We start from the raw sequence: 17,492 nt of genomic DNA on the forward strand, positions 1-17,492 counted from the left end.
CAGCCGTGCGTGTGTCGCGGGGTAGCGGACGACCGAATGGCCGGGGGCGTGCGGCGCTTTGTGGTCACGGACGACCGAATGGCCGGGGGTTTACGCGGCGCGCCGCCGCCCGGGTCGAATGTCGGTATTTCCGGTGAAATGCCCGGCCGTTTCGCGTGGGTAGCTGGCGCGGGTTGGTGTGCGGTGGTGCTCGCGAGGGGGCGTTGCCGTGTCTTGTGTCTGGGCAGGTGCCGAACGGACGGGGGATTGCGTGACATGCCGTGGGGACGGGCCGTTTGGTGGCGTTCTTTCGAAATGCCCGGCCGTTTTGCGTCGCCGATGTGCCGCGCGACCGGTGTGCCTGCGGGCGGGTGGGTGTGCGGTGCCGCTCGCGCGAATGGGTGTGCGGTGGTGCTCGCGAGGGGGCGTTGCCGTGTCTTGTGTCTGGGCAGGTGTGGAACGGCCGGGGGATTGCGTGACACGCCGTGGGAACGGGCCGTTTGGTGGTGTTCTTTCGAAATGCCCGGCCGTTTTGCGTGAGTAGCTGACGCGGGTTGGTGTGTGGTGGTGCTCTCGCGAGGGGTGTGCGGTGGTGGTGGCGAGGGGGCGTTGCCGTGTCTTGTGTCTGGGGGAGGTGTGGAACGGCCGGGGGATTGCGTGACACGCCGTCGGAACGGGCCGTTTGGTGGTGTTCTTTCGAAATGTCCGGCCGTTTTGCGTGAGTAGCTGACGCGGCTTGGTGTGTGGTGGTGCTCTCGCGAGGGGTGTGCGGTGGTGGTCTCGCAAGGGGGCGTTGCCGTGTCTTGTGTCTGGGGGAGGTGTGGAACGGCCGGGGGATTGCGTGACATGCCGTGGGGACGGGCCGTTTGGTGGCGTTCTTTCGAAATGCCCGGCCGTTTTGCGTGGCCGGCGCGCTTGTACGCGGGTCGCGAGACCGAGACCGGGCCCAGACCGCGCGGCGAAGCATGGCTCCGGGTGTCGGCCGCGCCGGGCGTCGCGCGCGGGGAAGCATGGCGCCGGGTTTCGCCCGCGCGGGTGATGCTACGCACGGGGTGTCCCCGCGCCGGGTTTCGCCCGCGCGGGTGATGCTACGCACCGGGTGTCGCCCGCGCCAGGTATCGCTGCGCGCGGGCTGTCGCTGCGCGCGGGGTGCAGGCAGCGCGGGGCGAACAGGCAAGATGGAAGCGTGACCGCAATCGCTGACGCTGCCTACCTTGTGCTTTCGAGCAGGCTCGTGCCCGGACTCGACGGTGGGTATACCGTGGCGACGCTGGCGCGCGCTCGTTCGATTCAGGATGCTGGCGCTACCGCCCCGCTGCTGTTGACGCTCGACCCGGCAGCGCCATCGGCGCATGCCGAACACCGCCGGGTTTTTGCCGATCGCGGTGAGATCGCATCGGTGGACCGGATGCGCAACCTTTTCGACGACGCACTCGCCGACCCGTTGTGGTTGCGAGCGGCAGCGGTGTCGGGCGAACCTGCCATTGGTGTGGAATATCGTGAGATCGCGGGTGAAAATACCGGCCCCGTGCTCTCGATTCCCGTGATCGCCGGTGACCCCGACTGGCATCTGACCGACGCCGCGGTGGTGGTCCACGGATACGGAGTGATTCCCGGCGGTTTTGGTGCGCTCTATCTCACTTGGCTACAACACGTCGTGGCCGGGTTGCGCGCAGAAGACCCAGAACGAATCGTGGTGGTCGTTTGCGAGTCGCGACAACTAGGGGAGCTGATCGCCGGGTGGAGCGACCCGCACGTGCGCATCATCCACACGGTGCACAACTCGCACCTAGAGCCGCCGTATGAAGACCCCAACGGTGCGATAAACGGCCTGTGGACCCGCTGGTTTGACGTGATCAATCGTTTCGACGCCGTACTGTGGCCGACCGCGGCGCAGCGCGCAGACGTTGAAGCACGGTTCGGCGCTCGCGACACGTTCGCGGTCGTGCCGAACCCCGTCGAGCAGATGCACAGCCACGGCGCTGGTGCGCACGTGGAGCAACGCGTTGGCGCCAATGCGCATCGCGGCACGACCGCGAATGCGGAGCACGGCGCTGGTGCGGATGCGGAGAACGGCACGATCGCACACGCGGAGCACGGCGCTAGTGCGCACGTGGAGCACGGCGTTGGCAGGACCGCGAATGGGGTGGATGCGGAGAACGGCACGAACGCACCCGCGGAGCACGGCGCTGGTGCGCACGTGGAGCACGGCGTTGGCAGGACCGCGACCGCACACGCGGAGGGCGGCGCTGGTGCGCACGTGGAGCACGGCGTTGGCAGGACCGCGACCGCACACGCTGAGCACGACGCTGGTGCGCACGTGGAGCACGGCGTTGGTGCCAATGCGCACCGCGGCCGGACCGCGAATATGGGGCACCGTGCTGGGGCGGATGCGGAGAACGGCACGAACGCACCCGCGGAGCGCGGCGCTGGTGCGAGCGATGCTGACTTGCTCCAACCCCGCGCTGGCGACATCGATCCGCGGAGTGCTGCCACTGACCTGCACCGAGGCGCCACCGATCCGCACCGAGTAGTGATGCTCGGCCGCATAGCGGCGCAGAAGCGGGTCGACCTCGCGGTTCATGCGTGGGCTCGGGTGATTGTCGAGGTGCCCGACGCGCACCTCGACATCTACGGCGATGGCCCGCTGCGAGAGCAGATCGGCGAGCTGATCGACGAGCTTGGCGTGGCAGCATCCATCACTCTCCACGGACACGTTGATGATCGCGACGCTGCTTTCTCGCGTGCCGCGCTGATGCTCGTCTCGACGGCATATGAGGGGCAGGGGCTGTCGATTGCCGAAGCGCTCGTTCGGGGGCTTCCCGTGGTCTCGTTCGACGTTCGCTACGGTCCGCGCGAGACGATTGGCGATGCGGGAGTGCTGGTGCCGCCCGGCGACGTGGCAGCACTCGCTGACGCCGTCATCGCGTTGCTGAGCGACGACGAGCGCCGCAGGACTCTGGCCGTTCGTGCAATCGAGGAGGGTCGACGGTTGGCGCCGGAAGCCGTGACGCGTGCGCTGGTCCCCGTGCTGGAGCGCGTGCTCGCGACGCCCTCGCGGCGCGCACCCTGACGACCCTGGCGACGCGCGGAATGAGGCTCTCGCGTCGCGCTGACTGAGGCTCTCGTGTCGCGCTGACTGCGACTGCTGCGGCTCGCTGGCTGATGACCCTCGTGTCGCGTTAGCTGCGACTGCTGCGGCTCGCTGGCTGATGACCCTCATGTGGCGTTGAGTGACGCCCTCGCCGCGCCCATGCAGCCCGCCTCAGCGAGCCCGATACAAACGACGAACGGCCGCCCAGAAGCTGGACGGCCGTTCGTATGCGGTGCTAGATCAGTTGCTGCCGCGGATGATCGCGATCATGCGAAGCATCTCGACGTAGAGCCACACGACGGTGACCATGATGCCGAAGCCACCCATCCAGCCGTACTGGCGGGGTGCGCCGTTGCGAACACCGCGCTGAATCGAGTCGAAGTCGAGTACCAGCGAGTATGCCGCCATGATGACCACGAAGACGCCGATGATGACACCCCACGGAATGCCGAGGATGAAGCTGGGCTCGCTGCGAAGGCCGAAGGCGCTGTCGGTGGCACCGAAGAACATCATGCCTAGGTTGACGAGCGAGAAGACCAGGTATCCGATCATCGCGATCATGAAGACCTTGGTGGCCTTCTTCGACGCGCGGATCTTGCCGCTGGCGAAGAGCGCCAGGGTGACACCGACAACCGAGAAGGTTGCGAGCGACGCCTGAACGACGATGCCGGGGAAGAGCATTTCGAAGTACGCCGAGATGCCACCGACGAAGAGACCCTCAAGAGCGGCGTACGCGAAGATCGCGCCGGGGCGGATCTTCTTGCGTGAGCCGAAGATGACGACCATCGACATCACGAAGCCACCCAGACCGCCGATGACCCACGGGAGCACCGAAGGGTTCGGGTTCTGTGCGGTGACGGGGGCCATCGTCCAGATCCAGCCGACAACGGCCGTCATGAGCAGAACAGCAAAAAGGCCAACCGTCTTGGCGACAGTGTCTTCGACGGACATGCGCTGGGTCTCGATCGATCCAGCGGAGGGGGCTGCGTACATGCCCTCCATGTGAGCCTGGGCTGCAGCATTCGTGCCCGCGTGCTGCGTCGCAGCGAACTGAGTCTGGCTGCCGAGGTTAGCGGCGCTCGAGCCGCCCGGGTAAGTCTTCACAGCGTTCTTGTCTTGGAACGCTGGGTCATTGAATGCGGGGTTGTTGAGGGCCACTGCTCTCACACTCCAAAGTTGTGGGATAGACGCCAAAAAGGTGCTGAAGTCAACGATATCGGACTATGGCGTGTGTATCACCCGTATGGCTGGGAGTGCGCTATGAGCGCACAGCCAGCATCAGACCGGGGCTGCGCGCCAGCTAGCCTTGACGGGTGCCTCGCCGCAACCCGCTCGTGATCGGACACCGCGGCGCGCCCGGATACCGCCCCGAGCACTCCCGCTCGTCGTATGACCTTGCCCTCGCGATGGGGGTGGATGCAGTCGAACCCGACGTGGTGCTCTCTCGTGACGGGGTGCTGGTGGTGCGGCACGAGAACGAGATATCGGGCACAACCGACGTCGCCGACCGCGCCGAGTTCGCTGACCGGCGCACGACGAAGAGCATTGACGGGGTGACGCTGACAGGTTGGTTCACCGAAGACTTCACCTGGAATGAGCTCTCAACCCTGCGCTGCCGGGAGCGGCTCGCCGAGATTCGCCCCGCCAGCGCCACCTTTGACGATTCGCAACCAGTGCTCCGACTGCGCGATGTGCTCGACCTGGTGCGCGCTGGCTCGCGCGAGCATGGGCGCCGCATCGGGGTGGTGCTCGAGGTGAAACATGCCACCTACTTCGCATCGCTGGGGTGGAATATGGGCGAGGTCGTCGCAGCAGAACTCGCCGCCGCTGGCTGGGCAAGTGGAGAGCTGCCCCTCACCATCGAGTCGTTCGAGTCGACGGTGTTGTTCGACCTGCAGCGGCGGGGCGTCGCGGCATCCTTCATATATCTGCTCGAATCATCTGGCCGACCGTTCGACCTGGCGTCGACCGAGGGAAAGTCTGCGATCACCTATCAGCAGACTGCCGCACCCGAGGGACTCGATGCGCTCGCCGGCCGGGTTGACGGAATCAGCGTCGACAAGCGCATGATTCTGGCGCCCGACAAACTCGGGCGACTGAGCGGCCCGACAAATGTTGTCAGCGATGCGCACGCGCGTGGCTTGCTCGTGTTCACGTGGACTTGCCGGCCCGAGAACAGATTTCTCGCGCGCACGCTGCGCACCAAGGGCGACCCGGCCGACTTTGGCGACTACGAAGCCGAGTGGGCGATGATTCGGGATGCTGACATCGACGGTGTCTTCGTAGATCATCCTGATCTGGGAGTTTCGTTCTTTCGTCGTTGAGCCGTAGGTCGACGTTTTCCGCTCGTTCACCTGCCCTCGCCACGATGGGGGCATGTTTCGCAAGACGTTTGCTGGTCTCTTGGCCGCGATAGGTGCCGGTCGGCGCCGTCAGCGTCGCTCGACCTGGCGCCCGGCGAGCATCCAACCCGACGCGTAAAGCTTGTTGCGCTGTGCCATTCGCGCCCACTCGTCTTAGGGTGAGACGGTGACGATTCCAGGCATAGTGGCCCACAGCATCAGGCGCTCGTTCGGCGAGGTGGCCGCGGTGCGCAACGTCTCGCTCGAGGTACACCCGGGACGGGTAACGGGCCTTGTGGGCCCCAACGGCTCTGGCAAGACGACGTTGATGTTGATGTTGTCTTCGCTGCTGGCGCCCGACGCGGGAGAGATTCGCATCGAGGGCATGGACCCCATCGCGGACCCCCAGGGAGTCAGGGCCATTCTGGGTTGGATGCCCGACGCACTCGGCGCCTGGAACTCGCTGAACTGCACCGAGACGCTCGAAGTGACGGCGCGACTGTATGGCATGACGAAAGAGCAAGCCACAACACGAGCAGAAGCGCTGCTGACCGAAGTCGGCCTCGACGACCTTGCTACCGCCCCGGCGCGCGTGCTGTCGCGCGGCCAGAAGCAACGGCTCGGATTAGCCCGCGCCCTGGTGCACAACCCGCGGGTGATGCTGCTCGATGAACCAGCGTCGGGTCTCGACCCGCAGGCGCGTATCGACCTGCGGGTGCTGTTGCGTCGCTTCGCTGCCGAGGGGCGAACCATCCTGGTGTCGAGCCACGTTCTCGCCGAGCTTGAAGAGGTCGTCGACGACGCGGTGTTCATGCTCGAAGGCGAAACGGTCGACTCGCGCCGGGTTGCCGCTGCCGCGAAGCGTGCTCGCACCTGGCGGGTGCGCCTCGCCGACGTTGAGGCCGGCGTAGCGCGGGACCGCATCGCTGCAGCGCTTGACGCCGACCCCGCCATGGTGGTGACAGAGCGCAAGGACGTGCTTGTTTCCTTCATCACTGATGATGCCGCGGCAGGGGCATTGCGGCGATTGGTCGAAGCCGGACTGCCGGTGGCAGAGTTCGCAGCTGCTCAGGGCAGCCTCGAGCACACCTTCTTGGACTTGGGCAAAGGGGTGCCACCCGCGCAAGGGGCAGCATCCACCGATTCTGGTGAGGAGCACTCGTCATGAATGCTGCCCGACTCGGCACGATTATTCGCCTGGAACTGATTCAACGCACGCGCAGCGTCGCCTGGTATGTCTTGCTCGGCATATTCGCCGCAGTGCTGCTGATTGTCACACTGCTTTCGTTCGTCGCTCTGGCGTGGGCGCCCGAGCCGGGCCAGTGGATCTTCTCGACAATCGTCTACATCACGCTGCTTCTGGTCGTGCTCGTCTCACCGACGCTGAGTGGCAACGCCATCAATGGCGATCGGGATGCTGCCGTGCTCGCGCCCGTTCAAGTGACGCTCGCAACCACCGGCGAGATTCTGATCGGCAAGTTCTTAGCGGCGTGGGTTGCCGGCCTCGCGTTCGTGCTGGTCTCGGTGCCGTTCTTGATCATCGCCACCCTGATAGGCGAGTCGCACCCGCTGACCGTTATGGTGTCGCTCGCGGTGATGATTCTCGAGATTGGCGTGGTCGCGGCAATCGGCGTCGGGCTCAGCGGCATTCTGGCGCGGCCGCTGTTCTCGGTCGCGGCAACCTATCTCGTTGTCGCCGCGCTCACCGTGGGAACCCTCATCGCGTTCAGCCTGGTGGGATTCGCGGTGCAGTCCGAGGCCACCAACTCGAGTCGTTACGCCGAATACCCGCAGCCTGACGGCGACGAGTTTCCCTGCTATCCCGGCGAAGTGCCCAGCGAGGCATACCCGTGCAACCCTGACATCGGGGAAGTCTGTTCGGAGTGGGAAACTTACACCTACAGCGTGCCGCGCTTTGACCGCGTGTGGTGGATGCTGGCGGCGAACCCATTCGTGATCCTTGCCGATGCGACGCCGACGACGTTCAACGCGCAGGGCTACCCAGAAGACCTCTTCGGTCAGGTCAAGCTCGGAGTGCGTTCGGCGCAGCAACCGCCAGAGCTCGAACATGTCTGGGATGGGTGTGCGCCCTATCAAGACGAGTATTACCCCACGCCCGAAGAGACCATCGAGGGCAGCACGCCGAGCTGGTTTGTCGGGTTGTCATTGCAGATGCTGCTGGCCGCCGCGCTGCTGTGGTGGGCCTGGGCGCGCACGCGCACACCCGCGCGCAAGCTGCCGCCAGGCACGCGCATCGCGTAGTTCGCGAGGGGACCGTTGGCGGCGCCGCGCCGGCGCGCGGGATGCGTGGCGCGAGCCGCCGCGCCGTGTCGCAGGTGCCTGCGCAACGCTCTCGCAGCTCTGATCAGATCGGAAGCCGCGGAACTGCGGCGATAAGCGTGCGGGCGTAGTCGCTCTCGGGATCGCTCAGCACTTTAGACGTTGCGCCCTGTTCGACGATGCGTCCCCCGCGCAGCACTGCAGTGCGCTCACACACGGCAGCTACCGCGCTGAGGTCGTGCGAAACCATAACGAGAGCAAGGCCGGTTTCTGCGCGCAAGCTGGCGAGCAGATCGATCACCTGCACGCGGGTGGTCAGGTCGAGTGCCGACACCGGCTCATCTGCTAACAGCACACGCGGGCGTGACACGATCGCGCGCGCAATGGCGATGCGTTGGCGTTGCCCACCCGAGAATTCGTGGGGATATCGCCGCTGCGCGTCGGCGTCGAGGCCGACAGACGAAAGTGCCGTCGTCACGGCGTCTCGCGCCGCATCGCCCGAAGAGATGCGCAGCGATCGCAGCGGTTCGCTCACGATCCGGTCGACGCGCTGGCGCGGATCGAGCGACGAGTAGGGGTCTTGAAACACCGGCTGCACGCTGCGCCGAAACTGGTGCATGAGGCGACGGTTGCGCCGATCTAGTGACTCGCCATCGAAGATGACTCGTCCGGTATTGGGGGAGTCGAGGCCGAGGAGCAGTCGCAGCGCTGTCGACTTTCCGGCGCCGGACTCTCCCACAAGACCGACCGCCTCTCCCGGTGCTATGGCGAGCGAGACGTCATCGAGCACCGCTGTCTTCGCGTACGAGAAGCCGACCGATTGCAGAGCGAGCAGGGTCATTGCGTTGCCTCCCCGGTTGTTGAGCGAGGCACGTCAAGAGCGGCGTCGAGATAGCGCGCACTGTCGACAAGCGCGCGGGTGTAGGGACGCTGAGGCGCGCGAAGCAGTTGAGTGACCGCACCCTCTTCGACCACCACACCCTGCCGCAGCACGAGCGCCTCTTCGACCATGCGCGACACGACAGCAAGGTCATGGCTGATGAACAGCAGCGCCATCCCACGCTCTGCCACCAGTCGCTCAAGCAGCGTCAGCACGCCGTCTTGCACAGTGACGTCGAGAGCCGTTGTCGGTTCGTCGGCGATCAGCAGCCTCGGGTTCGCCGCGAGAGCGATCGCGATCGCGACACGCTGGCGTTGCCCACCCGAGAGTTCGTGTGGGTACGAGCGAGCGATGCGCGGGTCTTCCAATGCCACATCGGCGAGGCCTTGGGTAACTGCCGCGCGCAGAGCATCACCGCGAAGACCCAGGTGCCGCCGCAGCGGCTCGGCGATCTGCTTGCCGACACGCATGAGCGGGTTGAGTGCAGTGAGCGGCTCTTGGAACACGATGCTCGCCACCGAACCGCGCAGGCCACGAACAGCAGCATCCGAAGTGCCGACGAACTCGTGACCGTCAAGAATGACCGAACCCCATGCCGTCACCGCGTCAGGCAACAGTCCTAGCGCCGCAAGAGCGGTCATTGACTTGCCCGAGCCTGACTCGCCGACCAGGCCGAGGCGTTCGCCGGCGCTGACGGTGAACGACACATCGTCGACGAGCGTCGTAGACCCGGCGCGCAGGGTGAGGTGACTGATCTTCAGCAAGCTCATCGACTTCGCCTCCTCGTCGGGTCGGTGAAGTCGCGCAGACCGTCGGCGAGAAAGTTGACGCCAAGCACGAGCACAATCACCGCGATGCCGGGTGCGATCGCGCCCACTGGGGCGGTGAGCACGGTGCCCTGGGCTTCTTGCAGCATGCGCCCCCAAGACGCGTTGGGCGGCGGCGCGCCCAAGCCCAAGTACGAAAGACTCGCCTCGGCGAGCACCGCGACACCGAACTGCAGCGCGAGGCTCACGGCGAGCGTAGGGGCGATGTTCGGCAGAATGTGGTGCCACACGATTCCGCTCGTGTGGGTGCCGCTGGTGCGCGCGGCGGTGACGTACTGCTCCTGTAGAACACGACGCGCCAGAATGCGGGTGAGGCGAGCGATCACCGCTGACATCGCCAGGCCGATGGCCAGTATGGCTGAGCCGAGCGACGGGCCCTGCACGGCGACGACCAGCATCGCCAGCAAGAGCACCGGAAAGGCAATCACGACATCAAGGCCAGCCGAGAACGCATCGTCAAGCCACGGCCTAGCGAACGCTGAAGCGAGGCCGAGCGCGGTGCCGAGCACTGCCGCAATGAGCACCGCACCCGCACCGACAGTGAGGGCAATGCGAGCGCCGACCATGAGCTGCGAGAGCAGGTCTCGGCCCAGACGGTCGGTGCCGAGCAGATGCTCGGCACTGGGTGCGCTGAGCCTGCCGCCGCTGATGTCGGTGAGCGAGTAGGGCAGCCAGAACAGCGATATCGCCGCCATCACGACGACGATTGCTGTGAAGACGATGCCGATCATCAGCGTTGGTCTGCGCCGACGCCGAGATGGCGCGGCGGTGGGCACTTCGATCGCGGCGGTCAACGCTGGCCCGCAATGCTCGCGCGCAGCCGAGGATCGACCACGCGTTGCACGATGTCGGCGGCGAAGCCAACCAAGACGACGAAGAGGGTGCTGATCACCAGCACGCCCTGAATGTTCGCGAAGTCGTGCTGTTCGATTCCGGTGAGAAGCATGCTGCCCAGACCGGGAAGTGTGAAAACACTCTCGACAACGACTGCACCCAGAAGCGTGGTCGACAGTTCGATGCCGAGCACCGCGATCACCGGCACAGAACCGTTGCGCACACCGTGCCTCAACAGCGCCTCGTTCATGCTTGCCCCGCCGGCGCGGGCGGTGCGCAGGTAGTCGCTGCCCAATACGTCGATGGTGGCCGAGCGCACGTACCGTGCCAGAGAGGCACTCATCACGATGGCAATCGTGATGATCGGGAGCGCGAGTGAGCGCAGCGCATCGGCGGGGTCTTCCCAGTCGTCTCGCGGGAACCCGCCAGATGGCAGCCAGCCGAGCTGGAGTGCGAAGATCCACACCAGCAGCACACCCACCCAGAACACCGGCACAGCGACGCCCAGCTGCGAGAACCCAGAAAGCGCGATGCCGTACCAACGGTCGGCTTTCACCGCAGCGGTGATGCCGATCACGAGTGCCAGCACGAGCGCAAGAGCGAAGGACATCAGGGTGAGGGGAATCGTGACTCCCAGGCGGGCGGTGATCTCTGGACCGACCTCGCGCGAACTGATGTATGACTCGCCCAGGTCGCCGCGCAGCAGCTGACCGGCCCACGTGGCGAACTGCTGCCAGACCGGTTGGTCTGAGCCGACCTGTGCGCGCGCTGCGGCGATCTGCTCGGGTGTCGCGTCGATCGACAGGAGCGCGTTTGCGGGGTCGCCGGGCAGCAGCCGAAGCAGCACGAAGATGACGACCATCGCCACCACGAGCGAGAGCACGAGGAAAGCTGATCGGCGAAGCAGGTAGGCGCGCATAAGGAAGAGGAGTTGGGGTGGGCGGCGTGAGGGCTGCCCACCCCGAGACTAGCTAGGAAGTGACGATGTCGTAGACGTAGAACTGCGAGTTCAAGCCATTGACCGGGTAGCCACTCAAATCGCTGTCGGCGACGACGATCTGCGGGTAGAGGTAGAGCCACACGCTGGCGGCGTCTTCGGCGATCTGACGGTTGACCTGCATCAGCAGCTCGGTCTGGCCGAGCATCGTCTCAGACTGCTCAGCTTCAGCAACCCACTGCTGCACATCGGCGTTGTCATAGCCCCAGTAGAAGTCGGGGTTGCCATACCAGACGACATCGCGGTCGTTCACGTGCTCTTGCAGGGTCGCGTCGAAATCGCGCTCCTGGAAGATCTTCGTGTACCACTCGTCGGCGCTGATCGTGTTGATCTCTACGGTGATGCCGACCTCTGCCAGCTGTGACTGCAAGAACTCCGCGACGACCGGGTGCGGGTCGTAGTTGGGAGTGTCGAGCGTGAAGGTGAAGCCGTCTTCGTAGCCCGCTTCGGCGAGCAATTCGGCCGAGAGCTCGGGGTCGTAGGGGTTCACGTCGGTCAAGTCGAGGTACCAGGGGTCGGTGGGCGGCACCATCGAGCCGATGAGCGTGCCGTAGTCACCCCACACTGCACTGAGCAGCTGTTCGGTATCGATCGCCGAGTAGACAGCCTTGCGCACCAGAGCGTCATCGAACGGTGCCACGCGGTCGTTGAATGCGAGCAGCTCCTTGGTGGTGGAGGTGCCCTCGCTCACCGTGAAGTCAGAGTTGTCTTCGAACTGGGCGAGTGCGTCAGGGCTTTGAATGCTGGTGACGATGTCGACCTCGCCGGTGAGCAAGGCGTTGTTCTCGGCAGTGGCGTCGGTGAAATAGGTGAAAACGACCTCGGCGTTCGAGGCGGGCTCGCCGGCATAGTCGTCCCAACGGTCGAGCGTCAGCGTCGAGCCCTGTCGCCACTCATCGAGGGTGTAGGGGCCGGTGCCATCGGCAGCATCCACACTCGCTTCAGGACCGACGATCCACACATAGGTGAGGTTGTACAGGAACGAGATCGAACGCTCTGACAGCGTGAACACGACAGTCTGATCGTCGGGGGTGGTGATCTCGCTGATCGGGCCGAAGCTCGACTTGCGGGCAGACTGCGAGTCTTCAGCGATGACAGCTTCAACGCTCGACTTCACGTCAGCCGAGGTGAGCTCAGCGCCAGAGTGGAAGGTCACGCCATCGCGCAGGGTGACCGTGTAGGTGAGGCCGTCGTCACTGACTTCGACGCTGTCGGCCAGCAGAGGCTCGGTTTCGCCACCGTCGGTGAGCTTGTAGAGGCCCTCATAGACGTTGCCGTTGAGCGCCTCGGTCACACCCTGGCCGCCGCCCTGGGTGTTGCTGAGGTTCTGCGGCTCGTAGAGCGAGCCGACGAAGATGGTGGCGTCGTCAGAAGCGGCGTCGGTGGTGTCGCCAGACGAGCTGCAACCGGCCAGCACGATGGCTGACACGGCGAGGGCAGACACAGAAAGCAGAGATTTTTTCATGCGGGTACTCCAGTAGTGGTGCGGGGGAGGTCGAAATGCGTGGTCGATCAGGCGGTGTAGATGTCGAAGTCGTCACCGAAGACGACGTTCTTTTCGCCCGCGCGAATCGGGAAGGGGAAGCGATTGGATGCTGGGGGCAGCGGGCAGTTGAACTGTGCCGAGAAGCCGCATGGCGGCACGAACGCACGGTTGAAGTCGAGCTCGACAAACCCGGTGTCGCCCGCAGGACGGTCAACGAACAGAAAACGTCCGGGCGCGTAGGTCTCGGAGCCGTTGGTTGCATCACCGAAGACCAGCAACAGTTTTCCACCATCGTCGAAGGCGGCGACGGTGAACTGCTCGCCAGCGATCTCTACGGTGATGTCGCCCGGAACGACAAGTTCGCGGGTGCTGCCGTTGTCGCGAATGTGCTCGAACGGCACGGTGCGTTCGCCCGAGACGGGAACGAACTCGCCGCTGATCACCCAGGTCTCGTCGTATTCAAACGCGTCGATGCGCTCGAACGCACGGATCGCCGGCGAATCAGCATCCCAACGACGAAGCCCGTGCTCGATCTCACCGCTCTCGAGCGAGGTGCGCTTGAGCTCGGTGACTGTCACGGTGGCTGCCGAAGCGGCTCGTTCTGCGGCGAGATCGGGCTTCGCTCCCGTCCAGCGGGTTTCGATCAGCGCCAGGTTGCCGGTGGCAGCGGTGACCGCGCGGGCACGCTGTTCGCGCCAGGCGGAGTGAGAGGTGGCAGGCATGGTGAAATCAATCTTTTGGGGGGCGGGGGTGGACGGCGCAGCGACCATCACGCAAGCAAAGGCGCTGGGCAAGGCGCGTATTCCCGAGCAATGAAATCTTTCGTCACATAAGGCGACGGCGCGGCCCTCGCAATGCGAGCGCAGAACCAATCCCAGCTGCCGATGACCGCCTCTCGGCCTCACATGCGAGTGTTAGCGTAATGCCATGCCTACCCCCGAGGAATCCGCAGCTGCGCGCAAGCAGCGCGCAGAAGAGGTGATGAAGGCAGTGGCCGACGGCGCAAACGTGAGCGACGAGACTCTCAAACTGTCGAACGAGTTCACCGACGAATGGACGAGTCGTATCGTCGCCCGACTGAAGCGCACTTTTCGGCGCTAGGTTCGCGCTCGCTTCGAGGCCGCCCTGGCTTGGCGGTGTCACGACGCTACCTTCATGTTGATCGCATGATGCCCTCGTTGGTGTGCGCCCGTAGGGTCAGAACCACACCGCACGGCTACATATGAGGAGCTTTTCGATGACCGCCAGCGAGCTGGACCAGTATGGGCCCGTCGACTACCTGATTATCGAGTTTCCGGAAGGCAGCTCAAGCTTCAACGGAGAGATGGCAGACGAGCTCGTCAAGCTCGTTGAAGCAGGAACGATACGCGTCGTAGACATGCTGGTGCTGACCAAAGATGAAAACGGCGAGATTGACGCCGTCGAGCTGTCGGATATTGAGAACCTCGGGCCGTTGGTGCAGATCGAGGCGGAGCTTGCAGAACTCTTGGCCGCTGACGACGTTGCCCACTTGGCAGCGGCAATGGATCCAGGAACTGTCGCTGGCGTGCTCGTTTACGAGAACCTTTGGGCTGCACCGTTCGCATCGGCTGCACGTCGCGCGGGCGGACAGCTCATCGCTGACGGCCGCATTCCTATCCAAGCCATCATTGCTTCGATCGAAGCAGACACCCTCGAGACAGCAGGAGAATGACATGCTCAGAGCCGCACGAGTAGGACGACGTCCAGTTATCGGCGCACCCGTCGCCAAAGCCGCCGTTGTCGGCGCTGCAATCAAGCCGGGCCCGGCGCCCGTTGCCAAGGCTGCCGTTGTCGGCGCCGCGGTGACCCCCCGCCGACGTCGCCGCTTTTAGTAGGCGGCCGTAGTAGGTCAGCGAAGTAGCAAGAGGGCTAGGGCGGCGAGGCTCTAGCCCTCTTCGCGAGCGGGCGAGATCGCCGACCAGCCGCGCCTACTCCTCGCCATGGGCGCGCGTGATCGCATCCTCGACGGCGGACTCGGTCACGACTCCGATGCGTGCCGTTCGACGATCTCCGCGATGTCGGAGGGGAACCGGTGCACCTCTTGCGGCCAGTCCAGCGAGACGGCCAGCCGTCCGGCCCAGTACCGCGCGGCTTCATCGTCGGCGACCTCCACGACGGTGAAGCCGCCGAGGTGCTCCTTGGACTCGACGAACGGCCCATCGGTGAAGACCGCCTTCCCGTCCTTGCTCACGACGCTGAAAACCGCCGTCGAGGCATCGATCCCTCCATCCGCATAGAGGAAGACACCGGCCTCTTTCATCTCCTCGAGCAGTGCAGACGAGGCCTCGCTCTTGCTGCGCAGCTGGTCGGGGGTGTGCGCGGGCACCCACTCATCGTTGAATGCGATCAGATACTTCGGCAATGTTCTCTCCTCATCGGAACGAGAGCCATGTCGCGGCTCTTCGGCTCACCCAACGGACAGACCATACCGCCAGTCGCGCAAAATCTGATCTTCACCCCAGCCGAAGCGTGCTCACTCGCCTCCGACGGCGCGACCCTCAATCAAGTTGCGAGTGAAGCGGAGGACGTCCTCTCGCAATGGCGGGTGCGCACCTTCGAGCGGGTGCTCACGCTCGGCGGTCTCGAACAACTGCTCGAGTGTGGTCCGCACGAGTTGCTCTGGTCGGCGTACCCCCCAAGTTTGCATCTCCGCTATCAGGTCGTCTTGAGTGACTTCCGAGTGACGGTACTTCTTGTTGACTGCCAGGGCCATCTTCCCGTCTGAATCGCGGTGGTGTGCCATGGGCACAACGTCATACGCGGGCGCGAGCGTCACATCGCCGGAGGCAGGGTGAAGCAGTCCCAAGTTCTTCGTGTGCATGTCGAGGTTGCCGACCGCTACGGCGAGTGTCGTCATTTGAGCGAGCTTGTCGATGTCGCTGGTGGTCGCGTACCGGTAGAGAGTGTCTGCGACGCGGCGCAGGCTCACGACGCCGCCAATCTCCTGGTATTTCTGGTTGCCGGCCGCACCGAGCGCCTGGTTGAAGTCTTCTTGATGCACCCGCAATCCGTGAGCGCGATCAAACCGCTCGACCACCAATGCTGGCAGTCCGTCAAACTCCTCAACCCGGGTGTCGAAACGTGCGAGGTCTAGTCCGCGAGCGATGCGCGCACCATACTCTTCGTCGAAGATGACCGTCGGCTTTTTCTCGATCTGTGGCTTGAGGATGTGAGTCGATGGGTATCCGCCGAGGGCCTGATTCCAGGCATCGCTGGCCCACGCCAGGACGATCTTGGGCTGTATACCCCCGAGCGACGATTTCCCTGCGCCCGGCGCGTTAGCAAGCGGCGCGCCAAGCGGATCTTGAAGAAGCTCCCGAATTCGGCGTGCGTCTACCGGGAGGATGTCTGGCGTTTGTGGCTCTGTAGGGTCATCCAGGTCCCAAATTTGCAGGGCGCCGGCGACATCGCGTCCATACCTGGCCAAGAAAGTTGGCGCGTCGCCACGTCGTATCGCGCTCTGCGCGAGCATGTAGTCCAGCTGGTCACCCTCCGGCAACAGTTCGGCGAACCAATTTCGACGGCGTCCCGCGTGCTGGCGCGAACCCGCCTTTGTCAGGGGCATAAGGACAGAAAGAACCCGACTATTCACGCCGAAGGCTGCGGTTGCGTCGCCTGTCGCGACGAAGTCGAACGTCCGAGCGTCCACACCTTCCAGGTGGCCAACGTTCACGCCGTATAGATCCAAGGCGAGCTTCATTCGGCACTCCCGTCATCCCACTTCGCGCTGAGCTCGACTCCTGTGGCTCGAAGCATGTCGAAGACCTTGCGCATGTAGATGGTGGGTTTCCCCGATTCGATCTCGCTCACGGAGCGCTGCGAGATGCCGAGCTCTTGGGCTAGGGCATTCTGCGAGAGTCCGCGTTCGAGTCTCGCTTGCTGGAGAGCAAGGCCGATGTCTCCCGGCGATCGAAGTGTCGTTGTTTGAGTACCCACGCGGCGAACCTCCTATTACATTTCCGGATAGTACTTCGCTATTACGTTTTCCGGATAGCGCTACTATATTACGATTTCCGGATAAGGGAAGGCTATTACGAATTCGTAATAGCCGTGCCTCGAGTCAGTCGATCGAGGATCCCGCCCGACGTCTACAGAGTCGGCCTTGGGCAATGCTGTCGACAAGCCCGAGGCCGCCGCGGATGCCGACGCGGCAGACGACGCCGACGAGTGAAGGGCTGGGCTCGAGTACGCGGCTGCCACCGGAAGGTTCGAAGTTGCAGCATTCGGCCTCGCTGCTTCTGCACAAGCGTGCCCACAAAAAGTGTGGGCAAAATGTGGCAAATCGCCTTTTCAAACCTCCGCGGGGAAGTCGGAAATACCCTTTGACCCAGAATATGTCGCCCGCGCTGACCGACGCGACGGCGGGAGTCGAACTGAACCTTCGCGTTAACGTCGAACGACGTGTACCCGCAAATTCCGCGTAATTCCGCGGAAGTTGACGCCTCTTCGGTGCTCCTCGGTCACGTCAATCGGGGGTCGTTTTCGCGAAAGTGTGGGCAAAATGTGGGCAAGTTTGGATGCCGCGACGTGCCTGATCCGCAGCCGGTGAAGGGATGCCGGTCGACGACGTTGACCGCGATGCGAACCATCACGGCTCCTCCGCAAGCGTGGCACATCCGGCGCGCTCCATGCGGCGCTTTCGCGGCGTAGCCTCGGTCCTCCGCTGCGCTCCGGTCCTGCGGTACTCCACGGTCACCGCACTCCGCGCGACGGACGTGCTGGGAAGCAAGGAGCGCCGCGAGGGATCATCGT

Annotated in this window: 17 protein-coding genes; 7 read left to right on the forward strand and 10 right to left on the reverse strand. The window is 64.4% G+C overall.

Annotated elements, in window-relative coordinates; translation table 11 throughout:
• The first annotated feature begins 1,165 nt into the window (after nucleotides 1–1,165).
• Nucleotides 1,166–3,052, forward strand: a complete 1,887-nt coding sequence (locus WDU96_RS10720; RefSeq protein ID WP_337338513.1) for a glycosyltransferase — start codon at nucleotides 1,166–1,168, stop codon at nucleotides 3,050–3,052.
• 261 nt (nucleotides 3,053–3,313) lie between these two features.
• Here the strand turns inward: WDU96_RS10720 and WDU96_RS10725 are convergent, their stop codons facing one another.
• Nucleotides 3,314–4,231 carry a Bax inhibitor-1/YccA family protein gene (locus WDU96_RS10725; RefSeq protein WP_337338514.1) on the reverse strand — a complete coding sequence of 306 codons (918 nt, stop codon included), beginning with the start codon at nucleotides 4,229–4,231 and terminating at the stop codon, nucleotides 3,314–3,316.
• Between the two features lie 155 nt (nucleotides 4,232–4,386).
• Between WDU96_RS10725 and WDU96_RS10730 the strand changes: the two genes are divergently transcribed.
• The 3 genes from WDU96_RS10730 (at nucleotide 4,387) to WDU96_RS10740 (ending at nucleotide 7,677) form a co-directional block, all read left to right on the forward strand.
• Nucleotides 4,387–5,397 carry a glycerophosphodiester phosphodiesterase family protein gene (locus tag WDU96_RS10730; protein WP_337338515.1) on the forward strand — a complete coding sequence of 337 codons (1,011 nt, stop codon included), beginning with the start codon at nucleotides 4,387–4,389 and terminating at the stop codon, nucleotides 5,395–5,397.
• A gap of 205 nt (nucleotides 5,398–5,602) precedes the next feature.
• Entirely contained in the window at nucleotides 5,603–6,583 is a 981-nt protein-coding gene (locus tag WDU96_RS10735) for an ABC transporter ATP-binding protein (RefSeq protein WP_337338516.1), read from the forward strand.
• A complete protein-coding gene (locus tag WDU96_RS10740) occupies nucleotides 6,580–7,677 on the forward strand; it encodes an ABC transporter permease (protein ID WP_337338517.1) in 1,098 nt (365 codons plus the stop codon). Before WDU96_RS10735 ends, WDU96_RS10740 begins: the two co-directional genes overlap by 4 nt.
• Before the next feature lie 103 nt (nucleotides 7,678–7,780).
• On the opposite strand, the gene WDU96_RS10745 is transcribed toward WDU96_RS10740, so the two are convergent.
• Genes WDU96_RS10745 through WDU96_RS10770 form a run of 6 tightly spaced genes read right to left on the reverse strand, consistent with a single transcriptional unit; the run spans nucleotide 7,781 to nucleotide 13,441 of the window.
• A complete protein-coding gene (locus WDU96_RS10745; RefSeq protein WP_337338518.1) occupies nucleotides 7,781–8,536 on the reverse strand; it encodes an ABC transporter ATP-binding protein in 756 nt (251 codons plus the stop codon).
• Complete coding sequence (locus WDU96_RS10750; RefSeq protein WP_337338519.1) at nucleotides 8,533–9,345, reverse strand: ABC transporter ATP-binding protein; 813 nt, start codon at nucleotides 9,343–9,345, stop codon at nucleotides 8,533–8,535. Before WDU96_RS10750 ends, WDU96_RS10745 begins: the two co-directional genes overlap by 4 nt.
• A complete protein-coding gene (locus WDU96_RS10755) occupies nucleotides 9,342–10,196 on the reverse strand; it encodes an ABC transporter permease (RefSeq protein WP_337338520.1) in 855 nt (284 codons plus the stop codon). Before WDU96_RS10755 ends, WDU96_RS10750 begins: the two co-directional genes overlap by 4 nt.
• Complete coding sequence (locus WDU96_RS10760) at nucleotides 10,193–11,155, reverse strand: ABC transporter permease (protein WP_337338521.1); 963 nt, start codon at nucleotides 11,153–11,155, stop codon at nucleotides 10,193–10,195. Before WDU96_RS10760 ends, WDU96_RS10755 begins: the two co-directional genes overlap by 4 nt.
• A gap of 52 nt (nucleotides 11,156–11,207) precedes the next feature.
• Nucleotides 11,208–12,698: an ABC transporter substrate-binding protein gene (locus tag WDU96_RS10765; protein WP_337338522.1), complete on the reverse strand. Its 1,491-nt coding sequence runs from the start codon at nucleotides 12,696–12,698 to the stop codon at nucleotides 11,208–11,210.
• A 47-nt stretch (nucleotides 12,699–12,745) separates the two neighbouring features.
• Nucleotides 12,746–13,441: a DUF1684 domain-containing protein gene (locus tag WDU96_RS10770; protein WP_337338523.1), complete on the reverse strand. Its 696-nt coding sequence runs from the start codon at nucleotides 13,439–13,441 to the stop codon at nucleotides 12,746–12,748.
• A 205-nt stretch (nucleotides 13,442–13,646) separates the two neighbouring features.
• Between WDU96_RS10770 and WDU96_RS10775 the strand changes: the two genes are divergently transcribed.
• The 3 genes from WDU96_RS10775 (at nucleotide 13,647) to WDU96_RS10785 (ending at nucleotide 14,572) form a co-directional block, all read left to right on the forward strand.
• Nucleotides 13,647–13,820: a hypothetical protein gene (locus WDU96_RS10775; RefSeq protein WP_337338524.1), complete on the forward strand. Its 174-nt coding sequence runs from the start codon at nucleotides 13,647–13,649 to the stop codon at nucleotides 13,818–13,820.
• 136 nt (nucleotides 13,821–13,956) lie between these two features.
• Nucleotides 13,957–14,412, forward strand: a complete 456-nt coding sequence (locus WDU96_RS10780; protein ID WP_337338525.1) for a DUF6325 family protein — start codon at nucleotides 13,957–13,959, stop codon at nucleotides 14,410–14,412.
• Nucleotide 14,413: 1 nt separating this feature from the next.
• Nucleotides 14,414–14,572, forward strand: a complete 159-nt coding sequence (locus WDU96_RS10785; RefSeq protein WP_337338526.1) for a hypothetical protein — start codon at nucleotides 14,414–14,416, stop codon at nucleotides 14,570–14,572.
• A gap of 146 nt (nucleotides 14,573–14,718) precedes the next feature.
• On the opposite strand, the gene WDU96_RS10790 is transcribed toward WDU96_RS10785, so the two are convergent.
• From WDU96_RS10790 to WDU96_RS10800, 3 genes are all read right to left on the reverse strand, one after another.
• Complete coding sequence (locus WDU96_RS10790; protein ID WP_337338527.1) at nucleotides 14,719–15,102, reverse strand: YciI family protein; 384 nt, start codon at nucleotides 15,100–15,102, stop codon at nucleotides 14,719–14,721.
• Nucleotides 15,103–15,213: 111 nt separating this feature from the next.
• Nucleotides 15,214–16,440, reverse strand: coding sequence for a type II toxin-antitoxin system HipA family toxin (locus tag WDU96_RS10795; RefSeq protein ID WP_337338528.1), 1,227 nt, complete (start codon nucleotides 16,438–16,440; stop codon nucleotides 15,214–15,216).
• Nucleotides 16,437–16,676, reverse strand: a complete 240-nt coding sequence (locus tag WDU96_RS10800; RefSeq protein WP_337338529.1) for a helix-turn-helix domain-containing protein — start codon at nucleotides 16,674–16,676, stop codon at nucleotides 16,437–16,439. The genes WDU96_RS10795 and WDU96_RS10800 overlap by 4 nt, the downstream gene beginning before the upstream one ends.
• Between the last annotated feature and the right edge of the window lie 816 nt (nucleotides 16,677–17,492).

The organism is Microbacterium marmarense (genome assembly GCF_037204165.1).
In the GTDB taxonomy this organism is placed as follows: domain Bacteria; phylum Actinomycetota; class Actinomycetes; order Actinomycetales; family Microbacteriaceae; genus Microbacterium; species Microbacterium marmarense.

Bases quoted from the DNA above. Each gene is read 5' to 3' on its own strand.
- WDU96_RS10785 (WP_337338526.1), top strand. From the start codon at position 14,414: ATGCTCAGAGCCGCACGAGTAGGACGACGTCCAGTTATCGGCGCACCC.
- WDU96_RS10770 (WP_337338523.1), bottom strand. From the start codon at position 13,441: ATGCCTGCCACCTCTCACTCCGCCTGGCGCGAACAGCGTGCCCGCGCG.
- WDU96_RS10740 (WP_337338517.1), top strand. From the start codon at position 6,580: ATGAATGCTGCCCGACTCGGCACGATTATTCGCCTGGAACTGATTCAA.
- WDU96_RS10780 (WP_337338525.1), top strand. From the start codon at position 13,957: ATGACCGCCAGCGAGCTGGACCAGTATGGGCCCGTCGACTACCTGATT.
- WDU96_RS10760 (WP_337338521.1), bottom strand. From the start codon at position 11,155: ATGCGCGCCTACCTGCTTCGCCGATCAGCTTTCCTCGTGCTCTCGCTC.
- WDU96_RS10775 (WP_337338524.1), top strand. From the start codon at position 13,647: ATGCCTACCCCCGAGGAATCCGCAGCTGCGCGCAAGCAGCGCGCAGAA.
- WDU96_RS10745 (WP_337338518.1), bottom strand. From the start codon at position 8,536: ATGACCCTGCTCGCTCTGCAATCGGTCGGCTTCTCGTACGCGAAGACA.
- WDU96_RS10765 (WP_337338522.1), bottom strand. From the start codon at position 12,698: ATGAAAAAATCTCTGCTTTCTGTGTCTGCCCTCGCCGTGTCAGCCATC.
- WDU96_RS10750 (WP_337338519.1), bottom strand. From the start codon at position 9,345: ATGAGCTTGCTGAAGATCAGTCACCTCACCCTGCGCGCCGGGTCTACG.
- WDU96_RS10795 (WP_337338528.1), bottom strand. From the start codon at position 16,440: ATGAAGCTCGCCTTGGATCTATACGGCGTGAACGTTGGCCACCTGGAA.